Here is a 26,734-nt window from a genome sequence, read left to right as displayed (position 1 = left end):
GTCTAACGATGCAGGCCACGCGGGAAGCGGCGTACTTTTTCTATCGTCATGATATCGACAGATTCAGCATTCGTCACTTCTGCCGCCCCTACCCTTGCATGCTCATCATGTGCGACATGCTGAGCATTTGGTGCAGGCATGTCGGCGATAGGTATGTGCTGGTCTTCGACTTCAAACTCCGCCGGGAAGTGTGCATGATCAGATGGGCCGGGATGCACTTCCACCACACCGAGATGATCAAAATGATGAATCATATTATTGATCTGGTCGGTATAACTGGTGCTGCCCAGCGGGTTGATCCACGAGGCACGGTTGGCGAATGCGGCCAGCCTTTCACCCAGCGGTTTTTTCTCATCCATGACGACGGCATAGTTTTGCTTGGTCAAAACCTGATTGGGCACGCGGGCTGGCCAGAAGCTCGGTACATAAGGGTCATAAGACTTATCGTAACCAGAGCGGCAGCTTGCAGTATCCGTCTGCCATGGCACAGCCATCCAGCGTGTGATGCCGCCCGCCTGCTGGCCGTACAAGGGGCCATTAGGTATAGTAACGCCATCGCTGGTCAGTATCTCACCCAGGCCAGGCGCAATCCAGCCATCGACGGCATGAGCAAAGCGGAAGGGTGCCATATACATGGTGCTGGCACGCACTGGCCAAGTCATTTCACAACCTGGGTGAAAGGCATCGGCCAGACAAAAGTCCAGCGCTGCCTGCGTCAGGGTGTCGCCTTGCTGCTCCAGCGGCACCTGGTCTATACGTTCAGCATGTTTGCGATCAGGGTCGTAGTCTTCTACAAAATTGCCTTCTGCCCATTCCATCAGCATGGCCAGTTGAGTCGCCGTCAGCGAGGCATTTTGCCTTGGCGTTTGCGCAGCGGGGATAGCCATGGCATCACCATACAACCACGGCCAGGGCTTGGGTGACCAGGCATCGACTTCATAGTTGCGGAACTGGTTGGCGATGGTACGGCGCAATTCTACATAGGCGGTATTGGTACTCGCCAGGCGCGACAATGCCTGCGCACTCGTGAGGTCCACCATGCCCTTCCAGCCAAAACCTGCATTGAAGCCAGCATTCACCCATTGCAAACCATGCAGGCGCTCAAACAGGGGCAGGATATCGAAAGTAAAGCTGGGCCGCTTTGGTTTGGGCAAGGTACCGGCAGTGATGGCAACATCGCGCATCAAGTCCCACATGGTACGCACGGATTTTCTTTGTGGCGCATAGTTGGGAGGAGCAACCACGACCCAGGACGGCTCCACCATCAATTCCAGACCTTCATAGACAACCTTGGCATTGATGGGTCCGTCAGAAGTATCATCATGCCAGCCTTCATTATTGGCAAAGGTGATGGCGCGGCTATTATCGTAAGAGGCTGATACACCATGCCCACCCAGTACAATCAAACGACCTTGCTCATCAGTGAAAGCCTCGCCCAGATATACAGGCTTGCCCATGAATTTGCCATCATCAAAACGCTGCGGTTTGGATTTTTTACCGCTGACTTTTCTTTGCTTGGGCGTAATGGACAACATGGTCCTGTCGGGCACTGCCGCATTGCGCAAGGTGGTTTGCGGTGCAGATGCGGCTTCTGGAATATCCAGCGCCAGCTGGAAGCCATACCATGCTGACTTGGTATTGGCGAGTTGCACCTGCCACTCTACTTTTGCATTGTCGGCATTCAGTTCCTTGACGATCTCGCCTTTGGCATTCACACCATACACTCGGAACCTGGCACCCTGGCGTTTGAGTTTTTTATGGGCGTCACGGTAATAGCCTGGTGCCTCTGGTTTTGGATAAGGTACTTCTGGCCCCAAAAACCATTCCTTCTCACTGGTGCCTACACGTGCGACGCCTATGGAGGGATAAATCACGGCCTTGACGATGCAAGTGTCTTTGACGACTGGTTCTGCTTTTGCCTGCGCTACTGCGTGAAAGGGGCAGCCCGCAGTCGGGGAACGCGGTTCACGCGGGTCTTGCAGGCTTTGCCCATTGGCTTCATGCCTGGCATCTGCACCTGCTGCATACACGACCTTGCGGGCTTCAGCGATGGAACCCACTGGTGCCTGCTCTGGCGGCACGCGCCAGATATTGAAGGCCAGGCCCTGGCCATATTCAGACTGTCCACGCACGCTGATATCCTGCTGCGGCAAGATCAGAGTGGCGACATGAATGAAAGGGCTTTCTGATTCTGGCCATTCCACCGTTGCTTCATCCAGCGGCATGGTCTTGGGATTGGTACGCAGTTGCACCATGAAGCGGAACTGGTATTCACGCTTGGCCAGGCGATTGCACATATCAACGGCCAGGTAATCGCGTTCATCATTCGGCACATTCTCTGGTGGTGTCACTGGCTCCAAGCGGTATTTGACGTATTCTTTTTTCCCGGCCTGGAAAGGCAGAATGGCCCAGTAAGTCGTGGTCAGGGTACTGCCCTCGACCTTTTCCATCTGGTCCAGTATTTTTGCAGTCTTGGGATGTTTTTTCAGATAGCCGGGATAATCCTGCGCAACCACGCCAGCATAAGTAAACTCCACCATCTCCTTGGCATTATCGACAAAGAAGACCGGGAAGTTTTGCATGATGAAGTCAGCCGTGTCGCCATCATCACCCAGCGCCTTGGGGCCGGGCACGCCAAACAGTTTGATACCTATCCCCAAAGTCGAATATAGGTCAGGTGAAGTTGGTGTGGTGTCACTGGAAAACCTGACCCAGGCGTCCAGGCTCTCATGCGCAAAAACGCCGACCTTGAGTTTGGCAGGTATCTTCTTTTCCATGACCAGCCTGGCGCTGGCAACCCCATGCAATTTACGGAACACCGCACGCTCCGCCGGACGCTGGCCGAGTCTGATACGGTTTCCCTGTGCTATCCCAACGAACATCTCGGTCAAGCGCTCAGGTGCCTGATTGGCCTGGTCAAAACATGGCGGAATGGGGTCTTGATCTTTGCTCATACACTGTCTCCCTTTTTGTACTGAATGCGCAATTGCCAGCTTTAGTTTTGGCTGGTGCGCATTATTGATGCGGACATTTGCCCGCAACTCACCACAACGCGCAGCAATGCTCATTGTTTTAAATTACGGGCAAACATGAAAATCAGGAATGCAGGATGATTATTTGATAATATTAAATTTTCGTCAAGTTTAGATGCGTGCAGAAGTGCACTTTTGACAAAACTTGACGATGTTGGTTTGGGGCATTAGTTCAAAACGCCCCAAACTAAAGATGGAGGAAAAACTATTTTGCTCCGACTTCACCCGTCATGAGGCGATTGAAATAGACCGTACCCTGACCTTTGCGCAAGCCATACAGTTGAGCCGGGCGATTGCTGCCCAGACGCCATTTGCCTGGCAACTCTTCGAGGAAATCACCTTCCCGGATGCGCTTGCGAAACGCGCTCTTATCGACCAGTCGCCCTAGCAAGACCTGGTACACACGCTGCAGCTCAGACAGCGTGAACTCTTCCGGCAACAAATGCGCAGGAAGGGATGTGTATTCCACCTTGTTGCGCAGGCGCTGGACTGCCACATCGAGTATCTGCGCATGATCAAAGGCCAGCTTGGGCAGGCCCTCATCCGAATCGACCGGGCACCAGCGCACAGCATCAGCATTGCCGCCATGGCTGAGCGTGATGCGGTCAGAAGAAATCAGGGCAAAGTAAGCAAAGGTAGTAGACCAGCCACGCGGATCACGGTTGCGGCTGCCAAAGCCCTGGAGTTGCTCAAGATAAGGCGCCTCCACCCCGGTTTTTTCCTTGAGCTTGCGCAAAGCAGCACCATCAAGATCGACATCATTGTGGATATCAATAAAGCCACCAGGCAAACTCCACTGCCCCTTGCAGGGATGATCGCCACGTTTGACCAGCAAGACTTGCAGAGCCTGGTCCCTGATCGTGAAAATCACCAGATCCACACTCGTCAAAGGCACATCATAGTCATGGATATTGTAATTGAGCAGAAATTCTTTTTCGCTTTGCTTAGCAGTCGCCATGCTTTTCCCCTGAGTATTCAATACCGCCATTGTAAGCGATAGCTGGATTTAGTACAAATCCGTCACTAAGTTCGTAAATATTTAAAACTAACTTAGTTGAAATTTACAACAAAGTATCTTATATTATAGTCAGGACGAAACAAAACCGAGAACGATATGGAACTCAATAACTACGGTGCAGGCGTATTTGGCATCAAAAACTTTATCACTGAAGAAGAATGCGAACGCATGATCTTTACCAGTGAACAAATGGGCTATGAAGAAGCCATGATACAGACTGGCACAGGCATGCGTATGTATAAAGATGTGCGCAATAATGACCGCGTCATCTTTGATGACAAAATCCTGGCAGCAGCGATCTTTGAAAGAGCAAAACTGTTCCTGCCTGCAGAATTAAAGGAATGGACTTTGCTGGGCCTGAATGAGCGTTTTCGCTTTTACCGGTATGAAGAGGGGCAGTATTTTAAATGGCATAAGGATGGCAATTATGCCCGCAATGAAGATGAAGTCAGCTTTTTAACTCTGCTGATTTATCTCAATGGTGACTACACTGGCGGCAGCACATCCTTTCGCTGGGAAACCATACAGCCAGAAAAAGGTATGGCGCTGGTTTTCCCGCACATGATGTTGCATCAGGGTGCCCCTGTGGAAAGCGGCGTCAAATATGTCTTGCGCACGGATGTCATGTACCGCAAGGCTGCAGCTACAAATGCACCTGCAGCATAATGGCAGGCAATCACATGGAAGTGCATGACCATGGTTCAGGCGTGCATAGCATCAAAGGCTTTTTGACTGAAGAAGAATGCAGGCGCATGATAGCTTGCAGCGAGCAAATGCAGTATGAAAAAGCTGCTATACAGGTCAAAACCGGGATAAGCGGGAAAGATCAGGTGCGCAATAATGACCGCATCATTTTCGACGACACCATGCTTGCAGCGTCGATTTTTGAACGCGCCCGCATGATGTTGCCGGCGCAATTAAAGGAATGGAAGTTGTCAGGCCTGAATGAGCGCTTCCGTTTTTATCGCTATCAAGCTGGCCAGTATTTCAAATGGCATCATGATCTCAATTTCAAAAGAACAGAAGCCGAAAGCAGCTTCTTTACCTTGTTGATTTATCTGAATGCAGATTATGCAGGCGGCCATACTGCATTCCGCTTTGCCGACATCAAACCTGAAGCTGGCATGGCGCTGCTTTTCCCTCACTTGATACCGCATCAGGGCGCTGCTATTGATGCTGGCATCAAATATGTCTTGCGTACTGACGTGATGTACAAGAAGATGGCAGAATGTCATTGAGAGGATAGACGCAATAGGTTGCGTCGGATAAAACCTCAGTGGATATCTGCCATTTTTACACCAGGAGTTTGCCAGGCATGGTCGTCAATCAATTCAAATTGAAGTGTTTAGCCGGACTGTTTTTCCTGGTCCATTTATGTGCACAAGCAGGCGGCAGCGATACCGCAACGGCAAATGCAACACGCTTAAAACAACTAACAGCAGCAGAAACTGAACTACGGGAAGCTGAGGTCAAAACTTACCGCGATGATAAAGCGAAACGTTTAACGCTTAATTCCAGATATATGACTTTAGGATTGATGCGCTCAATGGTGGGTGATATTGATGGTGCGGTTGCTGCATTCAATCGAATGCCTGTTGAAGACGCTCCAGCGACAAGCAGTGAATTCGACAGCATCAATAATGCTAAGGCTGAAGATGCTATTACCGCCATCGTCCGCGAAGCCCAAAAAACACAGGTAGTCATTTTAAACGAAGCACATCATGTGCCCATGCATAGAGCATTTGCAATGAAGCTGGCACGGGAATTAAAGAAAGCAGGTTACACCTACCTGGCCTGTGAAGCTTTCTATATGTATGACGACTTCCCTTTGCAAAAACAATACGTCAGCGAAAAGGCGGGAATTTTAACTAAAGAATCCACGTATGCTAATTTCTTGCGAGATGCCATGCACGATCAATGGAAGTTTGTCAGCTACGAGCCAGTTAATGGACCGCGTGAATCAGGCATGGCGAAGAACCTGGTGCAAAAAATCTTCAGGCAAGACCCAAAGGCAAAAGTCCTCATCTATGTAGGCTATGGTCACGCCTATGAATTTCCGGTAACAGAAACTGATGATGACAAATCCAAAATGGCGGCGCAATTAAAAAGGCTGACGGGTATCAATCCACTGACGATAGACCAGACCGCCATGTATGAGCATGTTGATTCAACACGGCAAAGCAAGTTGTATAAAGCTGCTGTTGCCAGGATGGTGCAAGATAAACCCTTTGTTCTCAAATCTGGCGGGCAACAATATTTGAAACTGGGCATCGACAATAAGCTCGTCGATATGCAGGTCATTTACCCTGCATATTCCACCAACACCGTCACTGGCAGAGCCAGTTGGCTGGGGACACTGGCGGGTTTTACAGCCACAGAGATTCCAAAAGAATTACTACCGGTCACAGGGCGCCGCCTGATCTATGCCTACCACAAGTCAGAACCGGCAGATGGCATGCCTGCCGATGTAGTGATGGTGCAAGCAGGAAAAACGCCGCCTAAATTGATGCTGCCACCGGGCGAGTTCCGGTTTGCTTTTGAAGATTAAATCATCTCAGGAACGCAACCGGCATCAGGACTTCTTAAAGTGACCGATTGCCTTATTCCACTCTCCGAGATCAAGCTGATACAGATCAAACAGACCTTGACGAACTTTTACAGTCAGGACTTCATCAATATTTTTGCTGCACCAGTACTTTCTGGCATGGTAAGGATATTCAATCACGGGAAGATTCTTGTCTTCAGGCAGCAAATTGAGGCAACTCGCATCGCGATGATATCTGGCTTCCAGCAAAGGACCGCCCACCAGTTGATTAATGCGAATACCGCCTACATAGCTGCTAACGCCAAACACCAGCCCGCTCAGGATCGCCAAGCCAATGACATTACTACGCGGGATGAAAGCGTGTTTGCTTGCCTTGAACATTAAGCCCATCAGCACGACCGCAAAAGTCGCGCCAAAAACAATATGTGGCAAAAAATAATGGAGGTTAAAGAAGGCATATTCTTCATGTTGCAACATCGTATCGACGAAGCTGTAGGCGATCAAAATTGCAATTCCAAACAATAATTTTTTTGTTGCGGGATGTTTCGTCAAATCGAAATTTGCTTCTACAAGCTGACTATTGGCCGGGTATTTTTCCAGGATTTTTAATTCACGAAAAACTGTCAACAAGTCTGGCTCAGCATTCCCACTATTCAAATTACTGACTGTATTTTGCAACTGCCAATCTTTAAGCCTGATATTCAGGAAACGTGCGCCAGATTGGGGGCGTAACTGAACAAGCTGAAAACGCTCAACATAAGTTGCATCTTTGAGTTCTGTCCAAGCTATATCTTTTTCAAGAAAGCCAAGGATAGCCCATCTACTCTTTGGCGGCAGTTTTAAACGCACACCCACATCGTCTATGTGCAAACTGGTGGAGCGATAAAAGATTTTTGCTACATCATCGGAGACAATCGCTGCTATAAGAGCAAGGACAAATACCGGAGGAAATGACGAATCAGCCAGAATGCGAATAAGCATTTCCGATTTTAGCAAATTCTGATAAAACATCCAAAGAAAAAATGCGATAAAAGGAAACAATAACAGTGTGCCAAATAACAAACGCTTGACCCAGGTATGCTTATCTTGCTTCTGGACGAATACATAACTAGCAGGCATGGTTGATATATTGTTCTATCGTTGAAGATTTACATTTGAACCAGCTGTTTCTGTATCTGATGGTGCAGACACTGGCCTCAGTAGTATGAATTTCAAGAGCAGGCATTTGCTGCACACCCAATGGCAACCAGTATCAGGATTTTTGTTTGTAATCGCGAATTGCCTTTGTCTGCTCTCGTAAATCAAATTGATAAGAGTTAAACAAACCTTTGCGCACCCTGACGGTCTGGACTTCATCAATGCCCCTGCTGCACCAATAATCCGTGGTCATTTCGGTATATTCAACCACTGGAAGACTTTTATCTTCCGGCAGTAATTTCAGACATTTTTCATCCCGATGGTATTTGGCTTCCAGCAAGGGACCACCTGCAAGTTGATTAATGCGTACACCTCCAACATAACTGGCGACACCAAATGTTATCGCAGCCATCATCGCCAGCCCAGCAACGATACCCGAGGGAATATAATCCCGCACTCTGGCCTTGAGTAACAAACCAGCCACAATCGCCGCAGCGGACATGGCTGCCAATTCATGTGGGCCGGGCTTGAAAAAAGCATAGCCTTCGTGTTGCAGCATGCTATCCAGGAAGCTGTATATCACCAGGCCGCCATTCAGCAATAGCAATTTTTTTGTTGCAGGGTGTTTCATTAAATCAAAGGTAGCCGCATCAAAACTGTTATCTTTGGAAAAAGATTCAAAGACTTCCAACTCGCGAAACAGCTTGATCAAATCAGGCTCAGCATTCCTGGCGTTGAGAGTGATATCCGGCTTTTGTAACTGCCATTCCTTTACTCTGATACTCATAGGCTGCATTGTCGGTGTTGAGCGCAAATGAATGAGCTCGAAACTTGACAGATAGGTGACACTCTTCACGTCAGCCCAGAGAATTTTTCTTTCAAGGAATTTCATTATTGCCGGACCTTGACCAGGCAGTTGCTCCAGACGTACACCGGAGCTATCCACAATTAATCTGGCGGAACGAAAGAACTTCTGCATCGCAAAATGAAAGGCAAAGCCCAAGGGAAGAGCAGCCAAAGGAATTAGTGATTGTGGAGCTATCTTCTTGTAATCTCCGAGCTTTACCAAGTCCCAATATTTGAGCCCAAAAAGCCCAGCGAACAGGCTCATTGTAAGCGCGGATAGCAACAGCAATAATATCCAGGAATATTGATTTTTCTTCCAGGTGAACACATAAGTTTCGGGCACAGTTTTCATCATATCCAGGAGCCGGATCCGGCATGCAATATTAGCTTCAGGCACGCATGATGTCACAGATAGATACTTGCCACAACTTCAATTCATTTTTGATATCGAGAACGCAATAACTGCATCATCGCCACATTCAATTCCCAGGCATCTGATACGACCTGGTTTGTGTAAGGCAGGCTTGGCGTATAAGGTGATGGTCCAAACTCTGGTGTCAATGTGATCTGCTGTTTGCCTGACGCACGCTGTTGGATGATGATGGTATCCCACCAGGATAAATGTTGTTGCAAGGCGGCTGCATGTTCAGGCGCACGGAAATCATTGACTTGCGGCCCCTGGCTATGGCCGACGCGGGCATGGATGTGGCGCACATACGGGAACACTTTTTCCAGTATATGCGCCTGGTCTTCGAGCAGGGATTCACAGGCACAACACCAGTGTGAGAGGTCTGCATTGAGTTGCAATTGTGGGCGCTGCTTCAAATAGGGTAAGAGCAACATGGGATGTCCACTGAAGCGGCTGCGATGGATTTCATGGACGATGGGGATACCGGTTTCGGCAGCTATCTCGTCAGCCAGATTCAGCAATTCATTGTTTTGCGCCTGGGTGTAAAAGTCTTTGCCGGTATGGGTGTTCACGAACAGGGGTTTTGCGGCGCTGGCATTGCGTAGCAAGTTATTCAACGCTTGCTTGTGCGCGGCAAAATCGCTGTGAAAGACCGTCTCCCATTGCTGGGCGATCAGCTGCAGACCGGCGTCCGCAATCGCTGCTGTCCAGGCATCGCGTTCAGCCACATCCATAGGCAAAGACATTTCTATGCCATCAAAACCAGCTTCCAGCACCTTGGCAATGAAAGCTTCACGACTCAGGTGTGCATTGCCCCAGTGCGGGGCGAAAATCAATACTTCAGAATTCATCATGAGCTACTCAGACAAAACCACGTACAGGGAAACTGGCGTCGCGCTGTATCCAGTTTTGTGGTGAATAATTGGTCGTTCCATCGGTCACATGCAGGGTGTAGGCATGACGTGAAACTGCCGAGCGATTCGGTGCGCTGTAATGTGGCAACAGGCCATGGAAGCACACCAGACTACCCGCCTTGACTTCCAGTGGAATAGCTGTGCTGTCATCTGGCCAGGGCATGCTGTCGAGCTTTTCTACCCGTACCTGATCACCTTCACGTACGAAGCGCTCACGCATGGGCGTGCGATGACCACCCGGTTCTGCCCACATACAGCCATTTTCCAGTGTCGCATCTTCGAGGGCGAACCAGAAGGTAGTGACACTGACAGGATCGGTTTCAAAATAAGTTGCGTCCTGATGCCAGCGCACTTCACCACCAATGCCAGGCTGCTTGAATATATACATGGACTGGTAAATCTGTGGCTGCAGCAAGCCCAGTTGCTCTGCCACTTTCGCCAGTGCAGTACCACGCGAAAACGCGCTGAAGACGGGATCAAGATCATGTATCGCATGACCTATCTTATTGATGGACAGGGACTTGGCCTGGCGCAGATTGCCTTGTTCATCAAAGGCTTCTTCTTCAAAAAAACAACTGATGTTATTGGCCGAATTCAGGAAGTAATGATCTACCTTTTTTTCCTGCTCCTTGGTCGTGAAGATGGATTTGGAGGAAGCTGGATCAAATTCATCAACGATTTTGGCTGCACGCTCACGCAGGGCAGCTATTTCATCTGCATTTTTGAAATTGGGGATGACGACGTAGCCGTCTTGCTGAAATTGCTGGATTTGTTGTGCGTTGAGCATGCTGACTCCTGGCTGTGAATGCAGTGGAAGCAAAAGACAATCACCTATCTTGACGCCTTTGCTTGATCTGCATCAAGTGTAGCGAATTTCATTTGTTGCGCACAATACCCACAATGATTGACAGATTGTATCCAATCTATAGACAATGGCTTTCATGGATCAACTAAAAGCAATGGAAATCTTCGTCGAAGTGGCAAGGCAACGCAGTTTTAGCGCGGCCGGACGCAATCTGGGTATCAGCCGTGCCATGGTCAGCAAGCACATCATGCAACTGGAAGCTGAACTGGGCGCTCGGCTGCTGCACAGATCGACCCGTGAAGTCAGCCTGACTGAGCTAGGCCAGACTTACCTGGAACCTTGCAGCGCCAGTGTAGAGCATGCACGGCAGGCGCGGCTGGTGGTCAGCCAGGCGGGCAATGATCTGGCCGGTGGCATACGCATACAGGCTCCAAATAGCTTTGGCAGCGAATGGCTGGCAGATGCACTGGCCCGCTTTACCCTGCTACACCCCATGCTGCAACCCACCCTGCATGTGGATGACAATCTGCTCGACCCGTTCAAGCATGGCTTTGACCTCAGCATACGGGTTGGTGGCATACCTGACAGCCCCGGCTTGCATGCACGCAGGTTGGCACCTTGCCGTGGCCTGTTGTGTGCCAGTCCGGCTTACCTGGCAGAGCATGGCATGCCAGCACACCCTACAGAATTGAACCGGCATCGCTGCCTGCACTTCAGCCATCTTACCCAGGGCAATACCTGGCATTTTGAGCGCGATGGCGAAACCCTTGCGGTCGATATCACGCCCGGTTTTGCCTCCAACAATGGCAAGGTCTTGCACCAGGCTGCCCTGCGGGGGCTGGGGATAGTCTATGACACGACTTTTCTGGCATGGCGTGATTTAATTGATGGTCGGCTGGTAACAGTTTTACCAGACTGGACCTTGCCTTTGAATGACTTCACCGCGCTTTACCCAGCCACCCGCAAGGTCAGCCCCAAGGTGCGGGCGCTGATTGATTTTCTGTTGGAAGAGTATCAGCCTGTGCCGGAATGGGATAAGGCATTGCTCGCTGCCGGGCTCTTGTAAAATAGAGTATTAATCAATACAGACATGCCTTATGGATTCAGGTTACTGGAAGCTCGCGCACTGGAAGAGGATACCAGTTTATGCGCATTGGACTATCCTGCTTTGGTTTCCCTGGGCTTTGATACAGGGAATGAAGCTGGTCTGGCTGTTCCCGACCTTTCTGGCATTCATCACCATCCTGCTCTTCCATGAATTTGGTCACGCGATTGCTGCAAGATATACAGATACCAAGGTTTATGCCATCAAGCTATTTTTGATGCATGGTGAATGCACGCATGAGACACCGTATTATGAATCAGAGGATATTTTAATTGCCTGGGGAGGCGTGCTTGCGCAGTTGTTGCTGCTAGTGTTGACGGTGATCGTGCAATATCTGTTGTTCCATTTCTCACCCATATGGATGTTTCAATTGTCCCCGGTGTTCGACGTTTTGACCAAAACCAATCTGATCATCATCGCCTTCAATTTAATCCCAGTGAAACCTTTGGATGGTGTGGTAGCCTGGCGCATCATCCCTTTCGTTTTACTGAAAATCCGTACAAGAAAAGCGGGCATCTTGTCCAGGTTTGCCAAACGCCAGCAACCACCTGTGAGCAAAACAGAAGAACAAACTGAAGAGCAAAATGCAGACAAGATAGTCAAAAATTTATTTGACCGGCTTAAAAAGTAAGCCTCGTCTGCATTACATTTCAGAGACCAGCCTGCCCAAGGTTTTGATACCTTGCTCCATCTCGCGCCCCCAAGGCCGCCCTATATTCATGCGCAGATAATTTGCGTATTTGCCTGAGCCAGAAAACAGACTGCCTGGTGTAAATGCAATGCCTTTTGCTACTGCCTGACGCAGCAAAGCCAGGCTATCAATATGTTCAGACAATTCCAGCCATAACCACCAGCCACCTGCAGGGCTGATGACTTGGGTGCCCAAGGGAAAATAGCGCGCTATGGCAGCAGTCGCCAGCGGGATATTCGCCGCCAGGCGCTCCCGCAACTTACGCAAGTGGGATGGCAAGGCACCCGATTGTATAAATTCAGCCAATACCGCCTGCTCAAACAAGGGCGTGATCAGGGATGCACTCAGCTTCAATGAATTGATCCTGGCCTGATATCGCCCACCCGCTATCCAGCCTATACGAAATGCCGGGGCCAGGCTTTTGCTGCAAGAGCCGCAATAGATGACCCTGCCCTGCTTGTCCCAGGCCTTGATGGCTTGCGGCCTTTCCTGCTGGTGCGAAAGATCACCGAAGACATCGTCTTCTATCAAGGCAAGGTCATATTGCTCAACCAGGCGTAGCAGGCGCTTCTTGTTTTTATCCGGCATGGCGCAACCGAGGGGATTCTGGAAATTCGGCATAGCGACAATGGCACGTACCGTGCTCTGATGTTCAAGCGCATATTCCAGCGCTTCCAGGCTGATGCCCTGGCCTGGCACGCAAGGGATTTCTATGGCTTTGATACCCAGATTTTCCAGCATTTGCAACAAGCCAAAATAGACTGGCGATTCAACGATGACAGCATCACCTGGCTGGGCAACCGCACGCAGGGCGACACTCAAGGCTTCTGTGCTGCCATTGGTGATAAGCAAATCGTTTGCCTGCAAATCCATGCCTGCGTTTTTCAGCCAGTGTATGAGGCTGGTTTTCAGGGCTGGCAAACCCGTACCGCCGGGATACACACCGATCAGCATGGGGTCTTGCCGCAGCAGGCGCTGGGCGATCTTGGCCAGGACTTCACAGGGATACCATTCTGGCGCAGCGCTGGCGAGATGCAGCCCCAGATGCAGGGGTTGCGCCGTCAGCGAATACAGTTCCGTCATCCTGTGCTGCAGGGACATCAGCTTGTCGTATTCAACTGCTGGCGCAGCCTGACTGGCTTTTTTCTGCGCAATTGCACTTGTCGTTTGCCTGGTTTTCCAGTCAGCGACATAGATGCCCGACTTGTTGCGCGCTTCTACCAGGCCCTGGCTTTCAAGGTAACGGTAACAGCGTATCGCAGTAGAAACACTGACGTGCTGCGTTTCTGCAATCAAACGCACCGATGGCAGGCGCTCACCTACCTGATAGCGGCTGGCCCGGATATCTGCACCGATGGCGTCTGCCAGTTGCCTGTAACTGTGCTGCATAACAGATACCTTAAATGTGAATCTGTATAGCATAAGACAGATCACTACTGTAAGTAAACGCTGGCCTGCACTGAACTAGACTGGATGCATGAATACACCACACTCTCCCTCTCTCCTTGCCCCGGCAAATGCCATCAAGCCGGGTTTTGCCGCTAAGGCGGCAGATTTTTTTCCTGCGGTGCTGGCTGGCCTGATTGCCGTCCTGATCTCTTATGCTGGCCCCATGCTGTTGATATTACAGGCAGCACAAAGCGCAAAACTGACAACAGCGCAAACCAGCTCATGGATATGGGCGATCTCGATAGGTTCGGGCCTGGTAGGCGTATGGATGAGCTGGCGGCACAAGATACCGGTGATTTGTGCCTGGAACACGCCGGGTGCTGCCTTGCTGGTAACGGGCCTGGCGACGGTGCCTTATCACCAGGCCATAGGTGCCTACCTGGTTGCGGCAGCAGCAATATGGCTGATAGGCATTACCGGTATCTTTGAAAAACTCATGGCAAAAATACCCAAGAGTTTGTGTGCGGCCATGCTGGCAGGTATCCTGTTTCGCTTTGGGGTTGATGTATTTGCCAATACCCGTAGCGATGTTGCAGGCGCTCCCTGGCTGGTGACAGCCATGTTCGCGGCTTACCTGATATTCAAGCGCCGTAGCGCACGCTATGCCATCGTCCTGACCTTGCTCAGCGGTGTCGTGCTCTGGAGTGTCCTGGGCTGGGGTGATTCCAATCAGGGGCAGTCTATTGCTGTACGACTGGGTTTGACGATGCCAGTCTGGACCGCGCCTGAATTTTCTTTGAGTGCCATCATCAGTCTGGGCTTGCCATTGGCGCTGCTATGCCTGACTGGCCAGCAAGTACCGGGTGTGGCTGTCATGCGCGCCGCTGGTTATGAACATGCCCCCACCAGCAAGCTGGTCAGTGCTACTGGCTTTGTCAGTATCTTGCTGGCACCTTTTGGTTCACATGGCGTTAACCTGGCGGCGATTACTGCGGCGATTTGCACCGGGCCAGAAGCACACCAGCAAGCAGAAAAACGCTGGGTTGCCGGTGTAGCCTGCGGTGGTTTCTATTTGTTGATAGGTAGTTTTGCTGGTTCCCTGACTGCCTTGTTCCTGCACCTGCCACATGCGCTTGTCACCACGGTAGCTGGTCTGGCACTGCTGGGCGCAATTCAGAATGGTCTCGTGAATGCCATGCAAGAAACGACAGAACGTGAAGCTGCGCTGATCACTTTTATCGTTACAGCATCGAATATCAGCTTGCTGGGATTGGGTTCAGCCTGCTGGGGCATAGTGCTTGGCGTGATCAGCTATTACTTGCTACGCGTAAAAGTCAAATGACACTTGTCAGTTTTATTCACTGAACTTGCTGACAAAGGTCGCTACCCCGTCCCAGTCGGCAGGCAATGGGTTTTGCCGGTAGTGGGCGATACGCTCCAGAAAGACCTGGGCTGCCAGGTCTTCTGCACGGACTTCCAGATATGAGCGGAAAGATTTTTCGGCAACATCCCACTGCTGCGCGCGAAAATCATCGAGTGCCTGATGCCATAGTTCCAGCAAGGCAGACTGAACATCGTCTATATCCGTTGCGATGGCAACCGGTTCAAAAATCGAGATGGGCCTGGTCTTGCCTTTGACCCTGACCCTGTCCAGCTCACGATAGGCAAATTCTGCCGCCGCATTTTTTGTCGCTTCACCAACCACGACGCCGACACCATATACCTTGGTAATACCTTCCAGGCGTGAAGACAGATTCACCGCATCACCCATGACAGTATAGGCGAGCCTGATCTTGGAACCCATGTCACCTACGCGCACTTCACCTGTGTTCAAGCCTACTCCTATCTTCAAGGCAGGCCAGCCACGCTTGACAAAATCGACACTCAGGCCTTGCGCGATGGATTGCATTTTCAGCGCACTGGCAACGGCCAGCCTGGCATGATCTTCCAGGCGCACCGGTGCCCCCCAGAAAGCCATGACGCAGTCACCTATGTATTTATCGAGTGTGCCGCGATTGCCGCGAATTTCTTCTGACATCGCGGTCAGGTAGATATTGATGTATTCTCGCAAGTCTGCTGCACTCATGCTTTCGGAAATAGTCGTGAAACCGCGCACATCAGAGAACATCACTGTCAGCTCGCGGATCTCACCTTCCATGGTGTAGCTGTCAGGTTCTTCTGCCATGACGGCAACCAGTTCCGGTGCTACATATTCACCAAAGCGTCTGACCACGCCGCGCAGCTTTCTCGACTCAACCAGATAACCCCAGGTGATATTGAACACAAACAGGGCAACAATCAATAGCAGCACTGTTGCCAGCGGCTGGACGAGGTTGAAGGACTGATACATCCAGTAGTTGAAGGCGATCACCAGTGCCAGCATTGCCGTAGTGCACAGCACGGCTGCCAGCGCCTTGAAACGCGACAGTGCAAAACTGAGCAATAAACCGATCAGGCATACCTGTATGACTTCAAAGCCGCGCGTGCTGTCAGAGCGTTGCTTGACATCGCCATCCAGTATCGAAGCGATCACATTCGCGTGCATTTCCACGCCTGGGTAATCCAGTCCAAGCGGCGCCGTACGCAAGTCCTTGAGCCCCGCTGCCGTCGTCCCTATCAAGATGATTTTCTCTTTGAGCTTATCGACAGCAAGGTGCTTCTTGATCACATCCGAGGCTGACACATAGGCAAACCCGCCACCATTTGGCCCACCCTTGCTTTTATAGTGGATCAGCGCAGTTAGCAATGGTTCTACGGGTATGCGTTTGTTGGGTGTGGAGTTAAGCTTGATCGCTTCTATCGAGCCATAATTATTCAAAAAACTTTGAGAATTGATGCCATCAGCCTGCAGAAACACTGGTTTTACTTTGCTGGCATTCAGGGCAATACGTGCTGTTGCCAGTGATAGTGCTTCATAGTAGCCAGTACCATATTTTGCCAGCAAGGGAATGCCCCGTATCACCCCATCGGCATCTGGCGAGGGATTGAAAAATCCACCGGCAATCGCCGCTTTTTGCAGCTCTGGCAAATTGGCGGTGTATTTGGTGTAGATGGCAGATTCAAAACTGCGTTCGCCTAGGTCAGCATCAACAAAGGCGGGGGGGGCAGCAGGCCTTTTGAACTGTCGTCCGGAGTATTTGAAAACACATAACCCAAAACCACAGGGCGCCCTGCTAAAGTCTTTGCCAGCCTGTCGTCAAAATCGAGTTCTTTTCTGAGTGCAGGCATTTGCGCTACAAAGCCAGGATTTTCCTTTAACTCTTTTTGCGCCAAGCCTTCCAGCACCTGTATGCCGGTGCTGTTGTCCGGTTCTGAAAAGACGATATCCAGCCCCACTGCCCTGACATGGTAATCGTCGGTCAGTCTTTCTATCAGATCAGCGACGACTCCCCTGTTCCAGGGCCACTGCCCTACCTCCTGCAAACTTTTTTCATCGATATTGACGATGACAATGTCGGGGTTGAAGGTCGTTGGTTCCCATCTCATGCGCAGGTCATAGATAAAGTAATCGACTTTTTCTATGAGGGTGGTCGGCAAATTACCATTTGCCTGCAAGGCAGCCATGAGGATCAGCAGCACGCAGATGCCCCAGCGTGTCAGTTTGTTGATGTGCTTCTGCAAGCTTTCCTCCACAAACTCGGTTTCAGGTAGTGCTTAAGCCGGAAAATTTTCCTGCCACTCCGTGTCTTTCAACATCGGCAGCAGGAAGTCTGGATATGACACTCAACTACGGTAACCTGGTACCTTGCTCAGATCAACATCATCGATCTGGCTCTTGTCCATGAAGCGTTCAGCATAAGTCAGATAAACTTTTTTCTTGACGAAGATATTGAACAAGTCTGGATCAATATGGCCATTCAGGGCAAAGCTGCCGAGGATGTGCAGTGACTCTGTCAGGGTCTTGCCATCTTTGTAGGGCCGGTCTTTGGCGGTCAGTGCTTCAAAGATATCGGCTATTGCCATGATCTTGGCCTGCACTGACATTTGTTCACCACGCAAGCCGCGTGGATAACCTTTGCCATCCATGCGTTCATGGTGGCCACCGGCATATTCAGGCACGTTTTGCAAATGCTTGGGCCAGGGCAGGGCTTCCAGCATCTTGATGGTGGTGGAAATATGATTATTGATGATGGCGCGCTCTTGCGCATTCAGAGTTCCGGCACGCACGGACAGGTTTTCTACTTCGTCGGCATTCAGGAAGGGCTGGGCTGCGCCACTGGCATCAGTCCATTGCCATGCCGCGATATCGTTCACCCGCTGCAAGTCTTCAGGACTGGTTCTTTCCGAGCCTATATTCAATTTACGCAAGAAGTTTCTTGCCTCTTCGATTTTCGCCAGCTCATCCTGCAAACCCTGCTCCAGCTCGGCGATCAGGTTTTCATTATTGACGCTGGCCTGGTACAGGGCACATTTACTTTTCAACACCTTGATTTCTGCATCGCGTTTCAAGACTTCAAAACGGGTATCGAGCAAGTGTATGCGGTCAAAAATGGTTTCCAGCTTGGTGGATTTTTCTACTACATGCACAGGTGTGGAAATCTTGCCGCAGTCATGCAGGATGCCAGCCATCCACAATTCCTTGCGGTCTTTGTCGGTCATGGAAAAATGTGCCAGCGGCCCTTCGCGCGTTTCATGCACGGCATTCGCCAGCAACATGGTCAGCTCGGGCACATGCTGGCAGTGTCTGCCTGTATGCGGAGATTTTTCATCAATGCCAATATTGATAAGGTGTACCAGCGAGACAAACAGGTTTTCCAGTTGTGATATCAATTGCTGGTTGGTCAGCGCGATGGCAGCCTGCGAAGCCAGGGCTTCGATAAAGCGCTGATCGGTTTCGGTAAAGGAGCAGAGCTCGCCAGTCTCCGGGTCCTTGGCATTGATGAGTTGCAAGACACCGATGAGTTCACCTTCATGATCGTGCATGGGCACGGTCAGCAGGGATTTGGTTTTGTAATTGAACTGCTGGTCAAAATTGCGGGTACCAGAAAAATTGAAAACCCCAACGGTGTACACGTCCTGAATATTCACCGAGATTTTATAGTTGGCGGCATAGGCTGCCACGGCATTCAAATTCCGGTTGCCATTGGCATCAATCAGGGGGATGTTGGGTATGTCTACCGTATGACCTCTCACTCCGCCCTGATACATGTTCAGGGTGTCATTGAGGGAAATATTGAAGCACAGGCTTTGTTTGTCTTTGCTGGTACGGTAGAGGGTGCCACCGTCGGCATAAGTGATACTTTTTGCCGAGCGCAGTATATTTTCGAGCAATAATGGTGTGTCGTGATTATTGCTCAGCTCCAGGCTTAATTCCGTCAGCTTTTCCAGGCGTTGTGCAATTTCGCTACTGCTTAGTGCAGTCATAATCACTTTCTCCAGATCGTATCCAAATTCTTGCTTAAGCGCAGATGTCCATACTGATGCTTCATTATTTCAGCCCTGTGAACAGGGTATGCAAGGAGCCCCTGCATTTCAAAAACTGAAATTATCAGTAATTTTGAGCGCTTTAAATTTCCTGTCCTTATTTTGCTCCAGTTCTGCCATGATATGTGCTTCTTGCCCGGGTTTCAGGTGATAGATATAAAACACTACACTGGCAGGTACCGCAGCGATGTCTTTGACCAGGGCTGCGGGACAAAAATGTTTGGAAAGCTGGGCCAGCTCAGCTTCTGCATCAGGAAAAGAACAATCCACTATCACCATATCCAAAGCGGCCTGCCCGCCCAGGTTTTTCCACAGTGCGGGCGTACTCGCCATGTCACCGGTAAACAAAAATCCTTTTCCAGCAGAGCGTACCCAGTACGCAACTGAGCCGGGTACATGATCGACCAAATGTGAAGTAATCGTGCGCTCACCCAGCATCAAAGTCGTGCCGGGTTGCATCTCTTCATATTGCATGGATGGATGATCGATATTCGGCAAAGTGCTGAAATCTGGCCAGATACTCCAGTTGAAGATATGGTTTTTCAGTGCATGCAAGACTTCAGGCGTGGCATGTACGGTGACTGGCTTGCTCCTTTTGCCAAAGACGGCATCCATCAGCAGGGCCAGACCAGCCACATGATCGAGATGACTGTGGCTGATAAACACATGATCTATCGCCACCAGTTGTTCTATGCTGAGCCGCGACAAACCAGTGCCTGCGTCGAGCAAGACATCATCGTCTATCAGTAAGCTGGTGGTGTAGGGTTCATTGCCGCCTATCCCACCTGCACAGCCAAGAATTTGTAAGTTCATAAAGACAAAAAATAGTGTGCCTCTGTCCAACCAGGGGCTTTGTTATCCCGAGACCGGCATTACCCGCCTACCGGTCTCCGGGCAAGCTTAACACTTTCTTTGAAGACAAGAATACCTTCTGCATCATTCCTTCCCTGAAGATAGGCTAATTTGTCGCTTTACGCTATAAAGAGTTGACTTTGTGGTCAGACATTCGACTTCCGTGATACATTTTTGTAAAAATTGACTTAAGAGAATAATAATTTACAGTATCTTGCAATGCGCATCATATTAAAGCTGATAATTAGCTTCTGACTTTACGTCTTGCTTCATGCTGCAGAACGTGTAACAAAGGAAAACGAATGGTTGTAACTGCTCAAGCCGCAAATGCTTCCAAGGAAGGTCTGGATCACAGGCTGCAATTCTTTAAACGCCTGCAAACCCTGACCAACAAGATACATGGTGCAGAGGCCCTGGACCAGATCATGCTCGATGTCTCGCCTGACATCTGCAATCTGTTTGAATGTGACCGCCTGACGATTTATGTCGTGGCCCAGGACAAGGTCACCCTGATTTCCAAGATCAAGACTGGCCTGAATTCTTTCAAGGACTTGCGCCTGTCCATTTCCGACCAAAGTATCGCCGGTCACGTTGCCCTGACCAAGACCATGATCAGCCTGCGTGATGTGTATGATGAAGAGGAATTGCGCTCACACTCACCTACCCTGAAGTTCCAGAGTGCGGTTGATCAGCGTACCGGTTACCGCACCAAGCAAATGCTGGTGGCACCCATCGTCGAAGCACAAAGTAATGAGCTGCTGGGCGTGGTGCAATTCATTAATCACAAACTGGGCGATGCTTTCAATGCCATTGCCGCCGAAGGCGTGCAGGCCTTGTGTGAAACCCTGGCAGTCGCCTTTACCCAAAAAAGCAAGGTACTGCCAACCAATACGCCACGTACCAAGTTTGATTTTCTGGTGTCGGAAGCGATCCTGTCTGCACAGGAAATGGAGCTCGCTGTCAGGGCGGCAAGACGCAATCTGCTGGACCTGGAAGAGGTCCTGGCGGAAGATTTTAAAATTCCCATCGCCAGTCTGGGGCAGGCCTTATCCAGATACTTCCGCGTTGCCTATGAGCCCTATAAGGCCGAGCGTATCATCCCCGTTGATCTGGTCAAAAAACTCAAGCGCCAGTACGTGGAACAGAATTCCTGGCTGCCCATCATGGAAGACCAGAATGGCCTGACCGTGCTGGCCATAGATCCTGAACATACCAATACCACGCATGTCGTCAACCATGTGTTTGCAACTTCCAAGATCAATTACCGGGTCACCACCAGGAAAGAATTCCTGCAAACCATAGACCAGTTCTTTGGTACCGTCTCGGATGGCGGCTCAGTCGATGAACTGCTGTCAGGCCTCGATGATGAGGACGAAGAAAACAGTGGGCAGGCCACTGTTGAAGTATCTGCTGCAGTGGAGAATGAGCTCGTCAAACTGATCAACAAGATCATCATCGATGCTTATCAGCAAGGCGCCTCAGACATCCATATAGAACCACGGCCAGGCAAGGAAAAAACCCTGATACGCTTTCGCAAGGATGGTTCACTGTCACCGTATATTGAAATACCGGCCAGTTACCGCAGCGCCCTGCTGGCGCGTATCAAGATCATGTGTGACCTGGATATTTCTGAACGCCGCAAACCGCAGGATGGCAAGATCAAGTTCAAAAAATATGGCCCCTATGACATAGAATTACGCGTCGCCACCATCCCGTCTTCTGGCGGTATGGAAGACGTAGTCATGCGCATACTGGCTGCCGGTGAGCCTATCCCTATCGATAAGCTGGGCGTATTGCCCTACAACCTTGAACGCCTGAAAAATGTGGTCAGCAAACCCTATGGCCTGTTCTTTGTTTGCGGCCCTACCGGTTCAGGCAAGACCACGACACTGCATTCAGTGCTGAGTCATCTGAACACGCCTGAGACCAAGATCTGGACAGCCGAAGACCCGGTGGAAATCACCCAGAAAGGCTTGCGCCAGGTTCAGGTCAACCGCAAGTCCGGCATGGACTTTGCCACCGTCATGCGAGCTTTTTTGCGGGCTGATCCTGACATCATCATGGTTGGCGAGATGCGCGACAAGGAAACCGTCTCGATAGGCCTGGAAGCTTCGCTGACCGGCCATCTGGTATTTGCCACCCTGCATACCAATAGCGCCCCGGAATCCATCGTCCGTTTGCTGGACATGGGCATGGACCCCTTCAATTTCGCCGATGCCTTGCTGGGCATACTGGCGCAACGCCTGACCAAGCGCCTGTGCGGCAAGTGCAAGGAAGCCTATCATCCAGGCAAAGAAGAGATGATGGAGTTGCTGGATGAATATTGCCAGGAATTGCTGAACACCGAGAATTTCGTCAAAAATCCCATAGAAGCCAGGAAAAAGGTGTTCACCACTTGGCAGACTCAATATGCCGACAAGGCCGGCAAATTCACTTTATACAAGGCTGTGGGATGCGAGCATTGCTCAAAAGGTTATAAAGGCAGGCTAGGTTTGCATGAACTGATGGTAGCAAACGACATGATCAAAAAGCTCATACAAGACCATGCCCGCGTCTCTGAATTGCTGACTGCCGCACTGGCAGATGGGATGCTGACCCTGAAAATGGACGGTATAGAAAAAGTTCTTTCCGGATTAACGGATATGAAGCAGGTCAGAATCGTTTGCATAAAATAGTTTTTTGCAAAATCAGCTAAAATCCTGCCTATCTTCTGTACTGCTCTGAGTACGCATGGTAAGCACGCTCAGGCAGGATTTTTTCGAAAGCAAACATGAAATATCTGCACACCATGGTGCGCGTCACCGACCTTGAGGCCTCCCTGCGTTTTTACCGTGATGCACTGGGGCTGGAACTGGTACATCAGAAAGAATATCCCAACGGCCGCTTCACTCTGGTGTATCTGGCAGCGCCTGGCGACCATGATGCCCAGGTAGAACTGACCTATAACTGGGACCCGGAAGAATATACTGGTGGCCGCAATTTTGGCCATCTGGCTTACCGTGTAGAGAACATCTATGAACTTTGCCAGCGCCTCGCTGATCACGGTGTCACCATCAATCGCCCGCCACGCGATGGTCACATGGCTTTTGTGCGTTCACCAGACAATATTTCGATAGAGTTGCTGCAACAGGGTGAGCCGCTGGCACCGACTGAACCCTGGGCTTCGATGCCAAATACAGGCAACTGGTAATCAGGAGCTAGCCATAAAAAAACGCAGACCATGGTCTGCGTTTTTTATTTCAATTCTGATGATCAGCGCGGCGCGCTTCTTTATTCATGGCACGTATCAACACCACCATGCTGACGACGATGACGACCGAGACAACGCCAAAAATTCCTGTCCACATAGACGCATCCTAGATTGATTTAAGAGCTTACTTTATATCAAGCAAGATTCTTTGCGTCAACTTTGCCAATATGCTTTCGAGAAGTTTTAACCATTTCTTTCAATCACTATTTCTCTTCAAACGTGACCATGCCTGCGGAAGTACGCAATCAGGCCATTGGTCGACGTGTCCAGATGCGAATCATATTCCTGGTTGCCCAGAATCGCTGGCAACAGGCGGTTCGCCAGTTGCTTGCCCAGCTCCACACCCCATTGGTCAAAGGAATTGATGCCCCAGATCACGCCCTGGACAAAAACCTTGTGTTCATACAGGGCCAGCAACATGCCGAGCTGAAAAGGATCAAGGCTGGGCATGAGTATGGTGGTCGATGGCTGGTTACCGGCAAATACCTTATGTGGCAGCAACCTCGCGATATTGGCATCGCTGAGGCCAGCCTGTGACAACTCTTCACGCGCCTGTGCCTCGGTCTTGCCAAAGGCCAGGGCCGCACTCTGCGCCAGACAATTTGCCAGCAAGGGTGCCTGGTGACCTGGCAGAGGATAATCACTGGAGGCAGCCACCACAAAATCACAGGGTATCAACCAGCCACCCTGATGCAACAGCTGGAAGAAAGCATGCTGGCCATTCACCCCTATCTCACCCCAGACGATGGGGTTGGCCCGGCAGCTCAGCGCTTCACCATCACGGCCTACCGCCTTGCCATTCGACTCCATCTCCAGTTGCTGCAAGAAGGCTGGCAAATGGCGTATTGATTCGTTATATGGCAGGATAGCCGTAGTCTCGGCACCGAGGAAGTTGGTATTCCAGATTGAGATCAGGGCCAGCAAGACAGGCAGATTCTTTTCCAGCGGCGCGTTACAGAAATGCTTGTCCATGGTTTCGGCCCCGACCAGCAGGCGCTCAAAACCATTCATGCCTATTGCCAGCGCCACCGACAAGCCGACCGCCGACCACAGCGAGTAACGTCCGCCCACCCAATCCCAGATTTCCAAGATATTTGCGTCAGGGATGCCGAATTCATGTGCCTTGCCGGGGCTGGAAGTGACGGCAATGAAGTGCTTGCTGACAGCCCATTCTTCCATCGCAGCCGCCATCAACCAGGTGCGTGCGGTCTGGGCATTGATGCTGGTTTCTTGCGTCGTGAAAGTCTTGGAAGCGACGATGAACAAAGTCGTGCGCGGGTCCAGCTTTTCCAGCAAGGGTGCGAGGTGGGCGCTGTCGAGGTTAGAAACATAATAGAAGTCCAGGCCGGGATGCTGGTAGGCCGACAAGGCACGCGTCGCCAGCTTGGGGCCAAGGTCAGAACCGCCTATGCCTATATTGACGATAGTCTGTATCGCATCGCCCTTGAAGCCGCGCCACAAACCGCTGCGCACCCGCTCGACAATATCGCGCATCTGCTTGCGCACTGCCCTGACCTTGGGCATGACATCTTCTGCCTCGTTCGGGAAGGGCGTGAAATCCGTATGCCGCAAGGCAGTGTGCAAGACCGCGCGGTCTTCACTGATATTGATTTTTTCGCCGGCAAACATGCGGTCGCGCCAGCCTTCCACTTTGGACAGGCGTGCCAGGGCAATCAGGCTATCCAGGGCGGGCTGGTCTATGCGCTGCTTGGAATAATCCACCAGCAAGCCATCCAGTTCTACCGAAAAATGCCTGAACCTGTCACTGTCGGCGGCAAACAACTCGCGCAAATGCTGTTGCTCCAGCCTTTGTTGATGTGCCAGCAGGGCCTGCCATTCGGGAGTGTGGGTAATGTTCATGTTATTCCTGGTTTGTCTGTCTCTTGCCTCAGATTATAGGCTACACAATTATGCATGTTGCCAGCTTGTTTATTGCTAAAATAAACATTAATTAACTTATTTAGATTTTTGCAGACAAAAACCTGATCTGCAATTATCGTAAACGAATTAAGCCAAATTCAGGGACTGGTATTTATCTGACTATCAGGGGAAACAGATGAACATGTTGGACAGGCGAGACATAGGCATCTTTATCGTGGATGATAATGATATCAGCCGCTCCATGCTGAAGCATATCCTGCATAGCGAAGCGTTTAATGTCATAGGCGAAGCTTCCAGCGGCGTGGCGGCGCTGGACTGGCTGGAAAAAACCATACCTGAAGTAGTGTGTCTGGACGTGATGATGCCGGACATCAGCGGGCTGGAGATACTCGAGCATATCAAGAAAGTTTCGCCTGATACCGTGGTGCTGATGGTCACGGGTAGCAATAATAAAGAGACTGTGGTCAAAGCCATCAAGGCAGGGGCAAATGGCTTTATCGTCAAGCCCTTCAATCCCGCTACCCTGCTGCAATCCATCAATTATTCCGTGACAAAATCCCACAAGCAATTGAAGACCCTGATAGACCGCAGGAAAGCCTGGCGTAACACAGGCCTTTTGTAATTGTACAAAATGGTGGAACAGTAAAACAGTATCAGGCCTGACGAGAGCTCAACAGATTAGCCATGGCGACATAGGCTTCCAGCGAAATGGTTTCCGGGCGCAGTTGCGGATCAACACCACAAGCAATCAAATCTGCTTCTGACAATAAACCGGCAACGCAATTGCGCACTACCTTGCGTCTTTGCGAAAATGCCTTGGTGACGACTTCTTCCAGTTTTTTGATATCACAAGGCAAAGCGCCCGGCTTGGGTATCATGCGTACGATGGCCGATTCTACCCGTGGTGGCGGGTCAAATGCCTCTGGCGGCACGATGAACATCAATTCCATGTGATAGCGCACCTGCAGCATGACCGACAGACGGCCATAAGTCTTGCTGCCTGGCTCCGCAACCATGCGCTCGACCACTTCTTTCTGCAGCATGAAATGCTGGTCTTCGACCAGCGGTGCTATCTCGGCCAGGTGAAACAGCAAGGGGCTGGAGATGTTGTAAGGCAGGTTGCCCACCACGCGCAACTTCTGGCCTTCAGGCACAGGGATGGAGGCAAAATCAAATTGCAGGGCATCACCTTCGTGGATGATGAGTTTTTCTGGCGAAAAATTTTTCTTCAGGCGGGCGACCAGATCGCGGTCCAGCTCCACCACGTGCAATTGTGTAAGTCCATCGAGCAACTGGCGCGTCATGGCAGCCAGGCCCGGGCCTATCTCGACCATGGTTTGACCAGGGCGCGGGTTGATGACACGCGTGATATTGCTCAAGACCAGTTCATCGGTCAGGAAATTCTGGCCAAAACGTTTACGAGGGATATGTTTCAT

General features: G+C 50.6%; 22 protein-coding genes. 9 read left to right on the top strand and 13 right to left on the bottom strand.

Going from position 1 to position 26,734, the window contains the following annotated elements:
* Positions 1 to 2: 2 nt before the first annotated feature.
* Positions 3 to 2,954 (bottom strand): LodA/GoxA family CTQ-dependent oxidase, encoded by a 2,952-nt coding sequence (locus UNDYM_RS05065; protein WP_162040076.1) that lies wholly within the window; start codon positions 2,952 to 2,954, stop codon positions 3 to 5.
* A gap of 283 nt (positions 2,955 to 3,237) precedes the next feature.
* Positions 3,238 to 3,990 (bottom strand): NUDIX domain-containing protein, encoded by a 753-nt coding sequence (locus UNDYM_RS05060; protein WP_162040074.1) that lies wholly within the window; start codon positions 3,988 to 3,990, stop codon positions 3,238 to 3,240.
* Positions 3,991 to 4,146: 156 nt separating this feature from the next.
* Between UNDYM_RS05060 and UNDYM_RS05055 the strand changes: the two genes are divergently transcribed.
* The 3 genes from UNDYM_RS05055 to UNDYM_RS05045 all read left to right on the top strand — a co-directional run bounded on the left by UNDYM_RS05055 (position 4,147) and on the right by UNDYM_RS05045 (position 6,598).
* Complete coding sequence (locus tag UNDYM_RS05055; RefSeq protein ID WP_162040073.1) at positions 4,147 to 4,716, top strand: 2OG-Fe(II) oxygenase; 570 nt, start codon at positions 4,147 to 4,149, stop codon at positions 4,714 to 4,716.
* Positions 4,716 to 5,288: a 2OG-Fe(II) oxygenase gene (locus UNDYM_RS05050; RefSeq protein WP_197740980.1), complete on the top strand. Its 573-nt coding sequence runs from the start codon at positions 4,716 to 4,718 to the stop codon at positions 5,286 to 5,288. Before UNDYM_RS05055 ends, UNDYM_RS05050 begins: the two co-directional genes overlap by 1 nt.
* A 77-nt stretch (positions 5,289 to 5,365) precedes the next feature.
* Positions 5,366 to 6,598, top strand: coding sequence for a hypothetical protein (locus UNDYM_RS05045; RefSeq protein WP_162040072.1), 1,233 nt, complete (start codon positions 5,366 to 5,368; stop codon positions 6,596 to 6,598).
* Between the two features lie 24 nt (positions 6,599 to 6,622).
* On the opposite strand, the gene UNDYM_RS05040 is transcribed toward UNDYM_RS05045, so the two are convergent.
* The 4 genes from UNDYM_RS05040 to UNDYM_RS05025 form a co-directional block, all read right to left on the bottom strand.
* Positions 6,623 to 7,714 (bottom strand): hypothetical protein, encoded by a 1,092-nt coding sequence (locus tag UNDYM_RS05040; RefSeq protein ID WP_162040070.1) that lies wholly within the window; start codon positions 7,712 to 7,714, stop codon positions 6,623 to 6,625.
* Between the two features lie 133 nt (positions 7,715 to 7,847).
* Positions 7,848 to 8,930 carry a hypothetical protein gene (locus UNDYM_RS05035; RefSeq protein ID WP_232063703.1) on the bottom strand — a complete coding sequence of 361 codons (1,083 nt, stop codon included), beginning with the start codon at positions 8,928 to 8,930 and terminating at the stop codon, positions 7,848 to 7,850.
* 83 nt (positions 8,931 to 9,013) lie between these two features.
* Positions 9,014 to 9,841 (bottom strand): sugar phosphate isomerase/epimerase, encoded by an 828-nt coding sequence (locus UNDYM_RS05030; RefSeq protein ID WP_232063701.1) that lies wholly within the window; start codon positions 9,839 to 9,841, stop codon positions 9,014 to 9,016.
* A gap of 7 nt (positions 9,842 to 9,848) precedes the next feature.
* Positions 9,849 to 10,688 carry a phytanoyl-CoA dioxygenase family protein gene (locus UNDYM_RS05025; RefSeq protein ID WP_162040067.1) on the bottom strand — a complete coding sequence of 280 codons (840 nt, stop codon included), beginning with the start codon at positions 10,686 to 10,688 and terminating at the stop codon, positions 9,849 to 9,851.
* 154 nt (positions 10,689 to 10,842) lie between these two features.
* Between UNDYM_RS05025 and UNDYM_RS05020 the strand changes: the two genes are divergently transcribed.
* Both UNDYM_RS05020 and UNDYM_RS05015 read left to right on the top strand, forming a co-directional pair.
* Positions 10,843 to 11,772 (top strand): LysR family transcriptional regulator, encoded by a 930-nt coding sequence (locus tag UNDYM_RS05020; RefSeq protein WP_232063698.1) that lies wholly within the window; start codon positions 10,843 to 10,845, stop codon positions 11,770 to 11,772.
* Between the two features lie 31 nt (positions 11,773 to 11,803).
* Positions 11,804 to 12,442: a hypothetical protein gene (locus tag UNDYM_RS05015; protein WP_162040065.1), complete on the top strand. Its 639-nt coding sequence runs from the start codon at positions 11,804 to 11,806 to the stop codon at positions 12,440 to 12,442.
* Between the two features lie 12 nt (positions 12,443 to 12,454).
* Here UNDYM_RS05015 and UNDYM_RS05010 read toward each other — a convergent pair whose 3' ends face one another.
* Complete coding sequence (locus tag UNDYM_RS05010) at positions 12,455 to 13,891, bottom strand: PLP-dependent aminotransferase family protein (protein ID WP_162040064.1); 1,437 nt, start codon at positions 13,889 to 13,891, stop codon at positions 12,455 to 12,457.
* Between the two features lie 88 nt (positions 13,892 to 13,979).
* Here UNDYM_RS05010 and UNDYM_RS05005 point away from each other — a divergent pair, with 88 nt between their 5' ends.
* Positions 13,980 to 15,233, top strand: coding sequence for a benzoate/H(+) symporter BenE family transporter (locus tag UNDYM_RS05005; RefSeq protein WP_162040062.1), 1,254 nt, complete (start codon positions 13,980 to 13,982; stop codon positions 15,231 to 15,233).
* A 12-nt stretch (positions 15,234 to 15,245) separates the two neighbouring features.
* On the opposite strand, the gene UNDYM_RS31025 is transcribed toward UNDYM_RS05005, so the two are convergent.
* The 4 genes from UNDYM_RS31025 to UNDYM_RS04990 form a co-directional block, all read right to left on the bottom strand.
* Positions 15,246 to 16,919 carry a CHASE2 domain-containing protein gene (locus UNDYM_RS31025; protein ID WP_255456531.1) on the bottom strand — a complete coding sequence of 558 codons (1,674 nt, stop codon included), beginning with the start codon at positions 16,917 to 16,919 and terminating at the stop codon, positions 15,246 to 15,248.
* A gap of 47 nt (positions 16,920 to 16,966) precedes the next feature.
* Positions 16,967 to 17,512, bottom strand: coding sequence for a CHASE2 domain-containing protein (locus UNDYM_RS31020; RefSeq protein ID WP_255456530.1), 546 nt, complete (start codon positions 17,510 to 17,512; stop codon positions 16,967 to 16,969).
* A gap of 102 nt (positions 17,513 to 17,614) precedes the next feature.
* Positions 17,615 to 19,255, bottom strand: a complete 1,641-nt coding sequence (locus UNDYM_RS04995) for an HD family phosphohydrolase (RefSeq protein ID WP_162040060.1) — start codon at positions 19,253 to 19,255, stop codon at positions 17,615 to 17,617.
* A gap of 108 nt (positions 19,256 to 19,363) precedes the next feature.
* A complete protein-coding gene (locus tag UNDYM_RS04990; RefSeq protein ID WP_162040058.1) occupies positions 19,364 to 20,128 on the bottom strand; it encodes a 3',5'-cyclic-nucleotide phosphodiesterase in 765 nt (254 codons plus the stop codon).
* A 341-nt stretch (positions 20,129 to 20,469) separates the two neighbouring features.
* On the opposite strand from UNDYM_RS04990, the gene UNDYM_RS04985 reads away from it, so the two are divergent.
* Both UNDYM_RS04985 and UNDYM_RS04980 read left to right on the top strand, forming a co-directional pair.
* Positions 20,470 to 22,842: a GspE/PulE family protein gene (locus UNDYM_RS04985; RefSeq protein WP_162040057.1), complete on the top strand. Its 2,373-nt coding sequence runs from the start codon at positions 20,470 to 20,472 to the stop codon at positions 22,840 to 22,842.
* 95 nt (positions 22,843 to 22,937) lie between these two features.
* Positions 22,938 to 23,357: a VOC family protein gene (locus UNDYM_RS04980; protein WP_162040056.1), complete on the top strand. Its 420-nt coding sequence runs from the start codon at positions 22,938 to 22,940 to the stop codon at positions 23,355 to 23,357.
* 273 nt (positions 23,358 to 23,630) lie between these two features.
* On the opposite strand, the gene pgi is transcribed toward UNDYM_RS04980, so the two are convergent.
* Positions 23,631 to 25,277 carry a glucose-6-phosphate isomerase gene (pgi, locus tag UNDYM_RS04975; RefSeq protein ID WP_162040054.1) on the bottom strand — a complete coding sequence of 549 codons (1,647 nt, stop codon included), beginning with the start codon at positions 25,275 to 25,277 and terminating at the stop codon, positions 23,631 to 23,633.
* Between the two features lie 196 nt (positions 25,278 to 25,473).
* On the opposite strand from pgi, the gene UNDYM_RS04970 reads away from it, so the two are divergent.
* The gene (locus tag UNDYM_RS04970) at positions 25,474 to 25,920 is read left to right on the top strand and encodes a response regulator (RefSeq protein ID WP_162040052.1); all 447 of its coding nucleotides are present in this window, start codon (positions 25,474 to 25,476) and stop codon (positions 25,918 to 25,920) included.
* A 31-nt stretch (positions 25,921 to 25,951) separates the two neighbouring features.
* On the opposite strand, the gene rsmA is transcribed toward UNDYM_RS04970, so the two are convergent.
* Complete coding sequence (gene rsmA / locus UNDYM_RS04965) at positions 25,952 to 26,734, bottom strand: 16S rRNA (adenine(1518)-N(6)/adenine(1519)-N(6))-dimethyltransferase RsmA (RefSeq protein WP_162040050.1); 783 nt, start codon at positions 26,732 to 26,734, stop codon at positions 25,952 to 25,954.

This window comes from Undibacterium sp. YM2 (genome assembly GCF_009937975.1).
Lineage (GTDB): Bacteria > Pseudomonadota > Gammaproteobacteria > Burkholderiales > Burkholderiaceae_D > Undibacterium.
Note: the sequence above shows the minus strand (reverse complement) of the source record. Positions and strands in the feature narration are given on the sequence as shown.

Bases quoted from the DNA above. Each gene is read 5' to 3' on its own strand.
- UNDYM_RS05065 (WP_162040076.1), bottom strand. From the start codon at position 2,954: ATGAGCAAAGATCAAGACCCCATTCCGCCATGTTTTGACCAGGCCAAT.
- UNDYM_RS05060 (WP_162040074.1), bottom strand. From the start codon at position 3,990: ATGGCGACTGCTAAGCAAAGCGAAAAAGAATTTCTGCTCAATTACAAT.
- UNDYM_RS05055 (WP_162040073.1), top strand. From the start codon at position 4,147: ATGGAACTCAATAACTACGGTGCAGGCGTATTTGGCATCAAAAACTTT.
- UNDYM_RS05050 (WP_197740980.1), top strand. From the start codon at position 4,716: ATGGCAGGCAATCACATGGAAGTGCATGACCATGGTTCAGGCGTGCAT.
- UNDYM_RS05045 (WP_162040072.1), top strand. From the start codon at position 5,366: ATGGTCGTCAATCAATTCAAATTGAAGTGTTTAGCCGGACTGTTTTTC.
- UNDYM_RS05040 (WP_162040070.1), bottom strand. From the start codon at position 7,714: ATGCCTGCTAGTTATGTATTCGTCCAGAAGCAAGATAAGCATACCTGG.
- UNDYM_RS05035 (WP_232063703.1), bottom strand. From the start codon at position 8,930: ATGAAAACTGTGCCCGAAACTTATGTGTTCACCTGGAAGAAAAATCAA.
- UNDYM_RS05030 (WP_232063701.1), bottom strand. From the start codon at position 9,841: ATGATGAATTCTGAAGTATTGATTTTCGCCCCGCACTGGGGCAATGCA.
- UNDYM_RS05025 (WP_162040067.1), bottom strand. From the start codon at position 10,688: ATGCTCAACGCACAACAAATCCAGCAATTTCAGCAAGACGGCTACGTC.
- UNDYM_RS05020 (WP_232063698.1), top strand. From the start codon at position 10,843: ATGGATCAACTAAAAGCAATGGAAATCTTCGTCGAAGTGGCAAGGCAA.
- UNDYM_RS05015 (WP_162040065.1), top strand. From the start codon at position 11,804: ATGGATTCAGGTTACTGGAAGCTCGCGCACTGGAAGAGGATACCAGTT.
- UNDYM_RS05010 (WP_162040064.1), bottom strand. From the start codon at position 13,891: ATGCAGCACAGTTACAGGCAACTGGCAGACGCCATCGGTGCAGATATC.
- UNDYM_RS05005 (WP_162040062.1), top strand. From the start codon at position 13,980: ATGAATACACCACACTCTCCCTCTCTCCTTGCCCCGGCAAATGCCATC.
- UNDYM_RS04995 (WP_162040060.1), bottom strand. From the start codon at position 19,255: ATGACTGCACTAAGCAGTAGCGAAATTGCACAACGCCTGGAAAAGCTG.
- UNDYM_RS04990 (WP_162040058.1), bottom strand. From the start codon at position 20,128: ATGAACTTACAAATTCTTGGCTGTGCAGGTGGGATAGGCGGCAATGAA.
- UNDYM_RS04985 (WP_162040057.1), top strand. From the start codon at position 20,470: ATGGTTGTAACTGCTCAAGCCGCAAATGCTTCCAAGGAAGGTCTGGAT.
- UNDYM_RS04980 (WP_162040056.1), top strand. From the start codon at position 22,938: ATGAAATATCTGCACACCATGGTGCGCGTCACCGACCTTGAGGCCTCC.
- pgi (WP_162040054.1), bottom strand. From the start codon at position 25,277: ATGAACATTACCCACACTCCCGAATGGCAGGCCCTGCTGGCACATCAA.
- UNDYM_RS04970 (WP_162040052.1), top strand. From the start codon at position 25,474: ATGAACATGTTGGACAGGCGAGACATAGGCATCTTTATCGTGGATGAT.
- rsmA (WP_162040050.1), bottom strand. From the start codon at position 26,734: ATGAAACATATCCCTCGTAAACGTTTTGGCCAGAATTTCCTGACCGAT.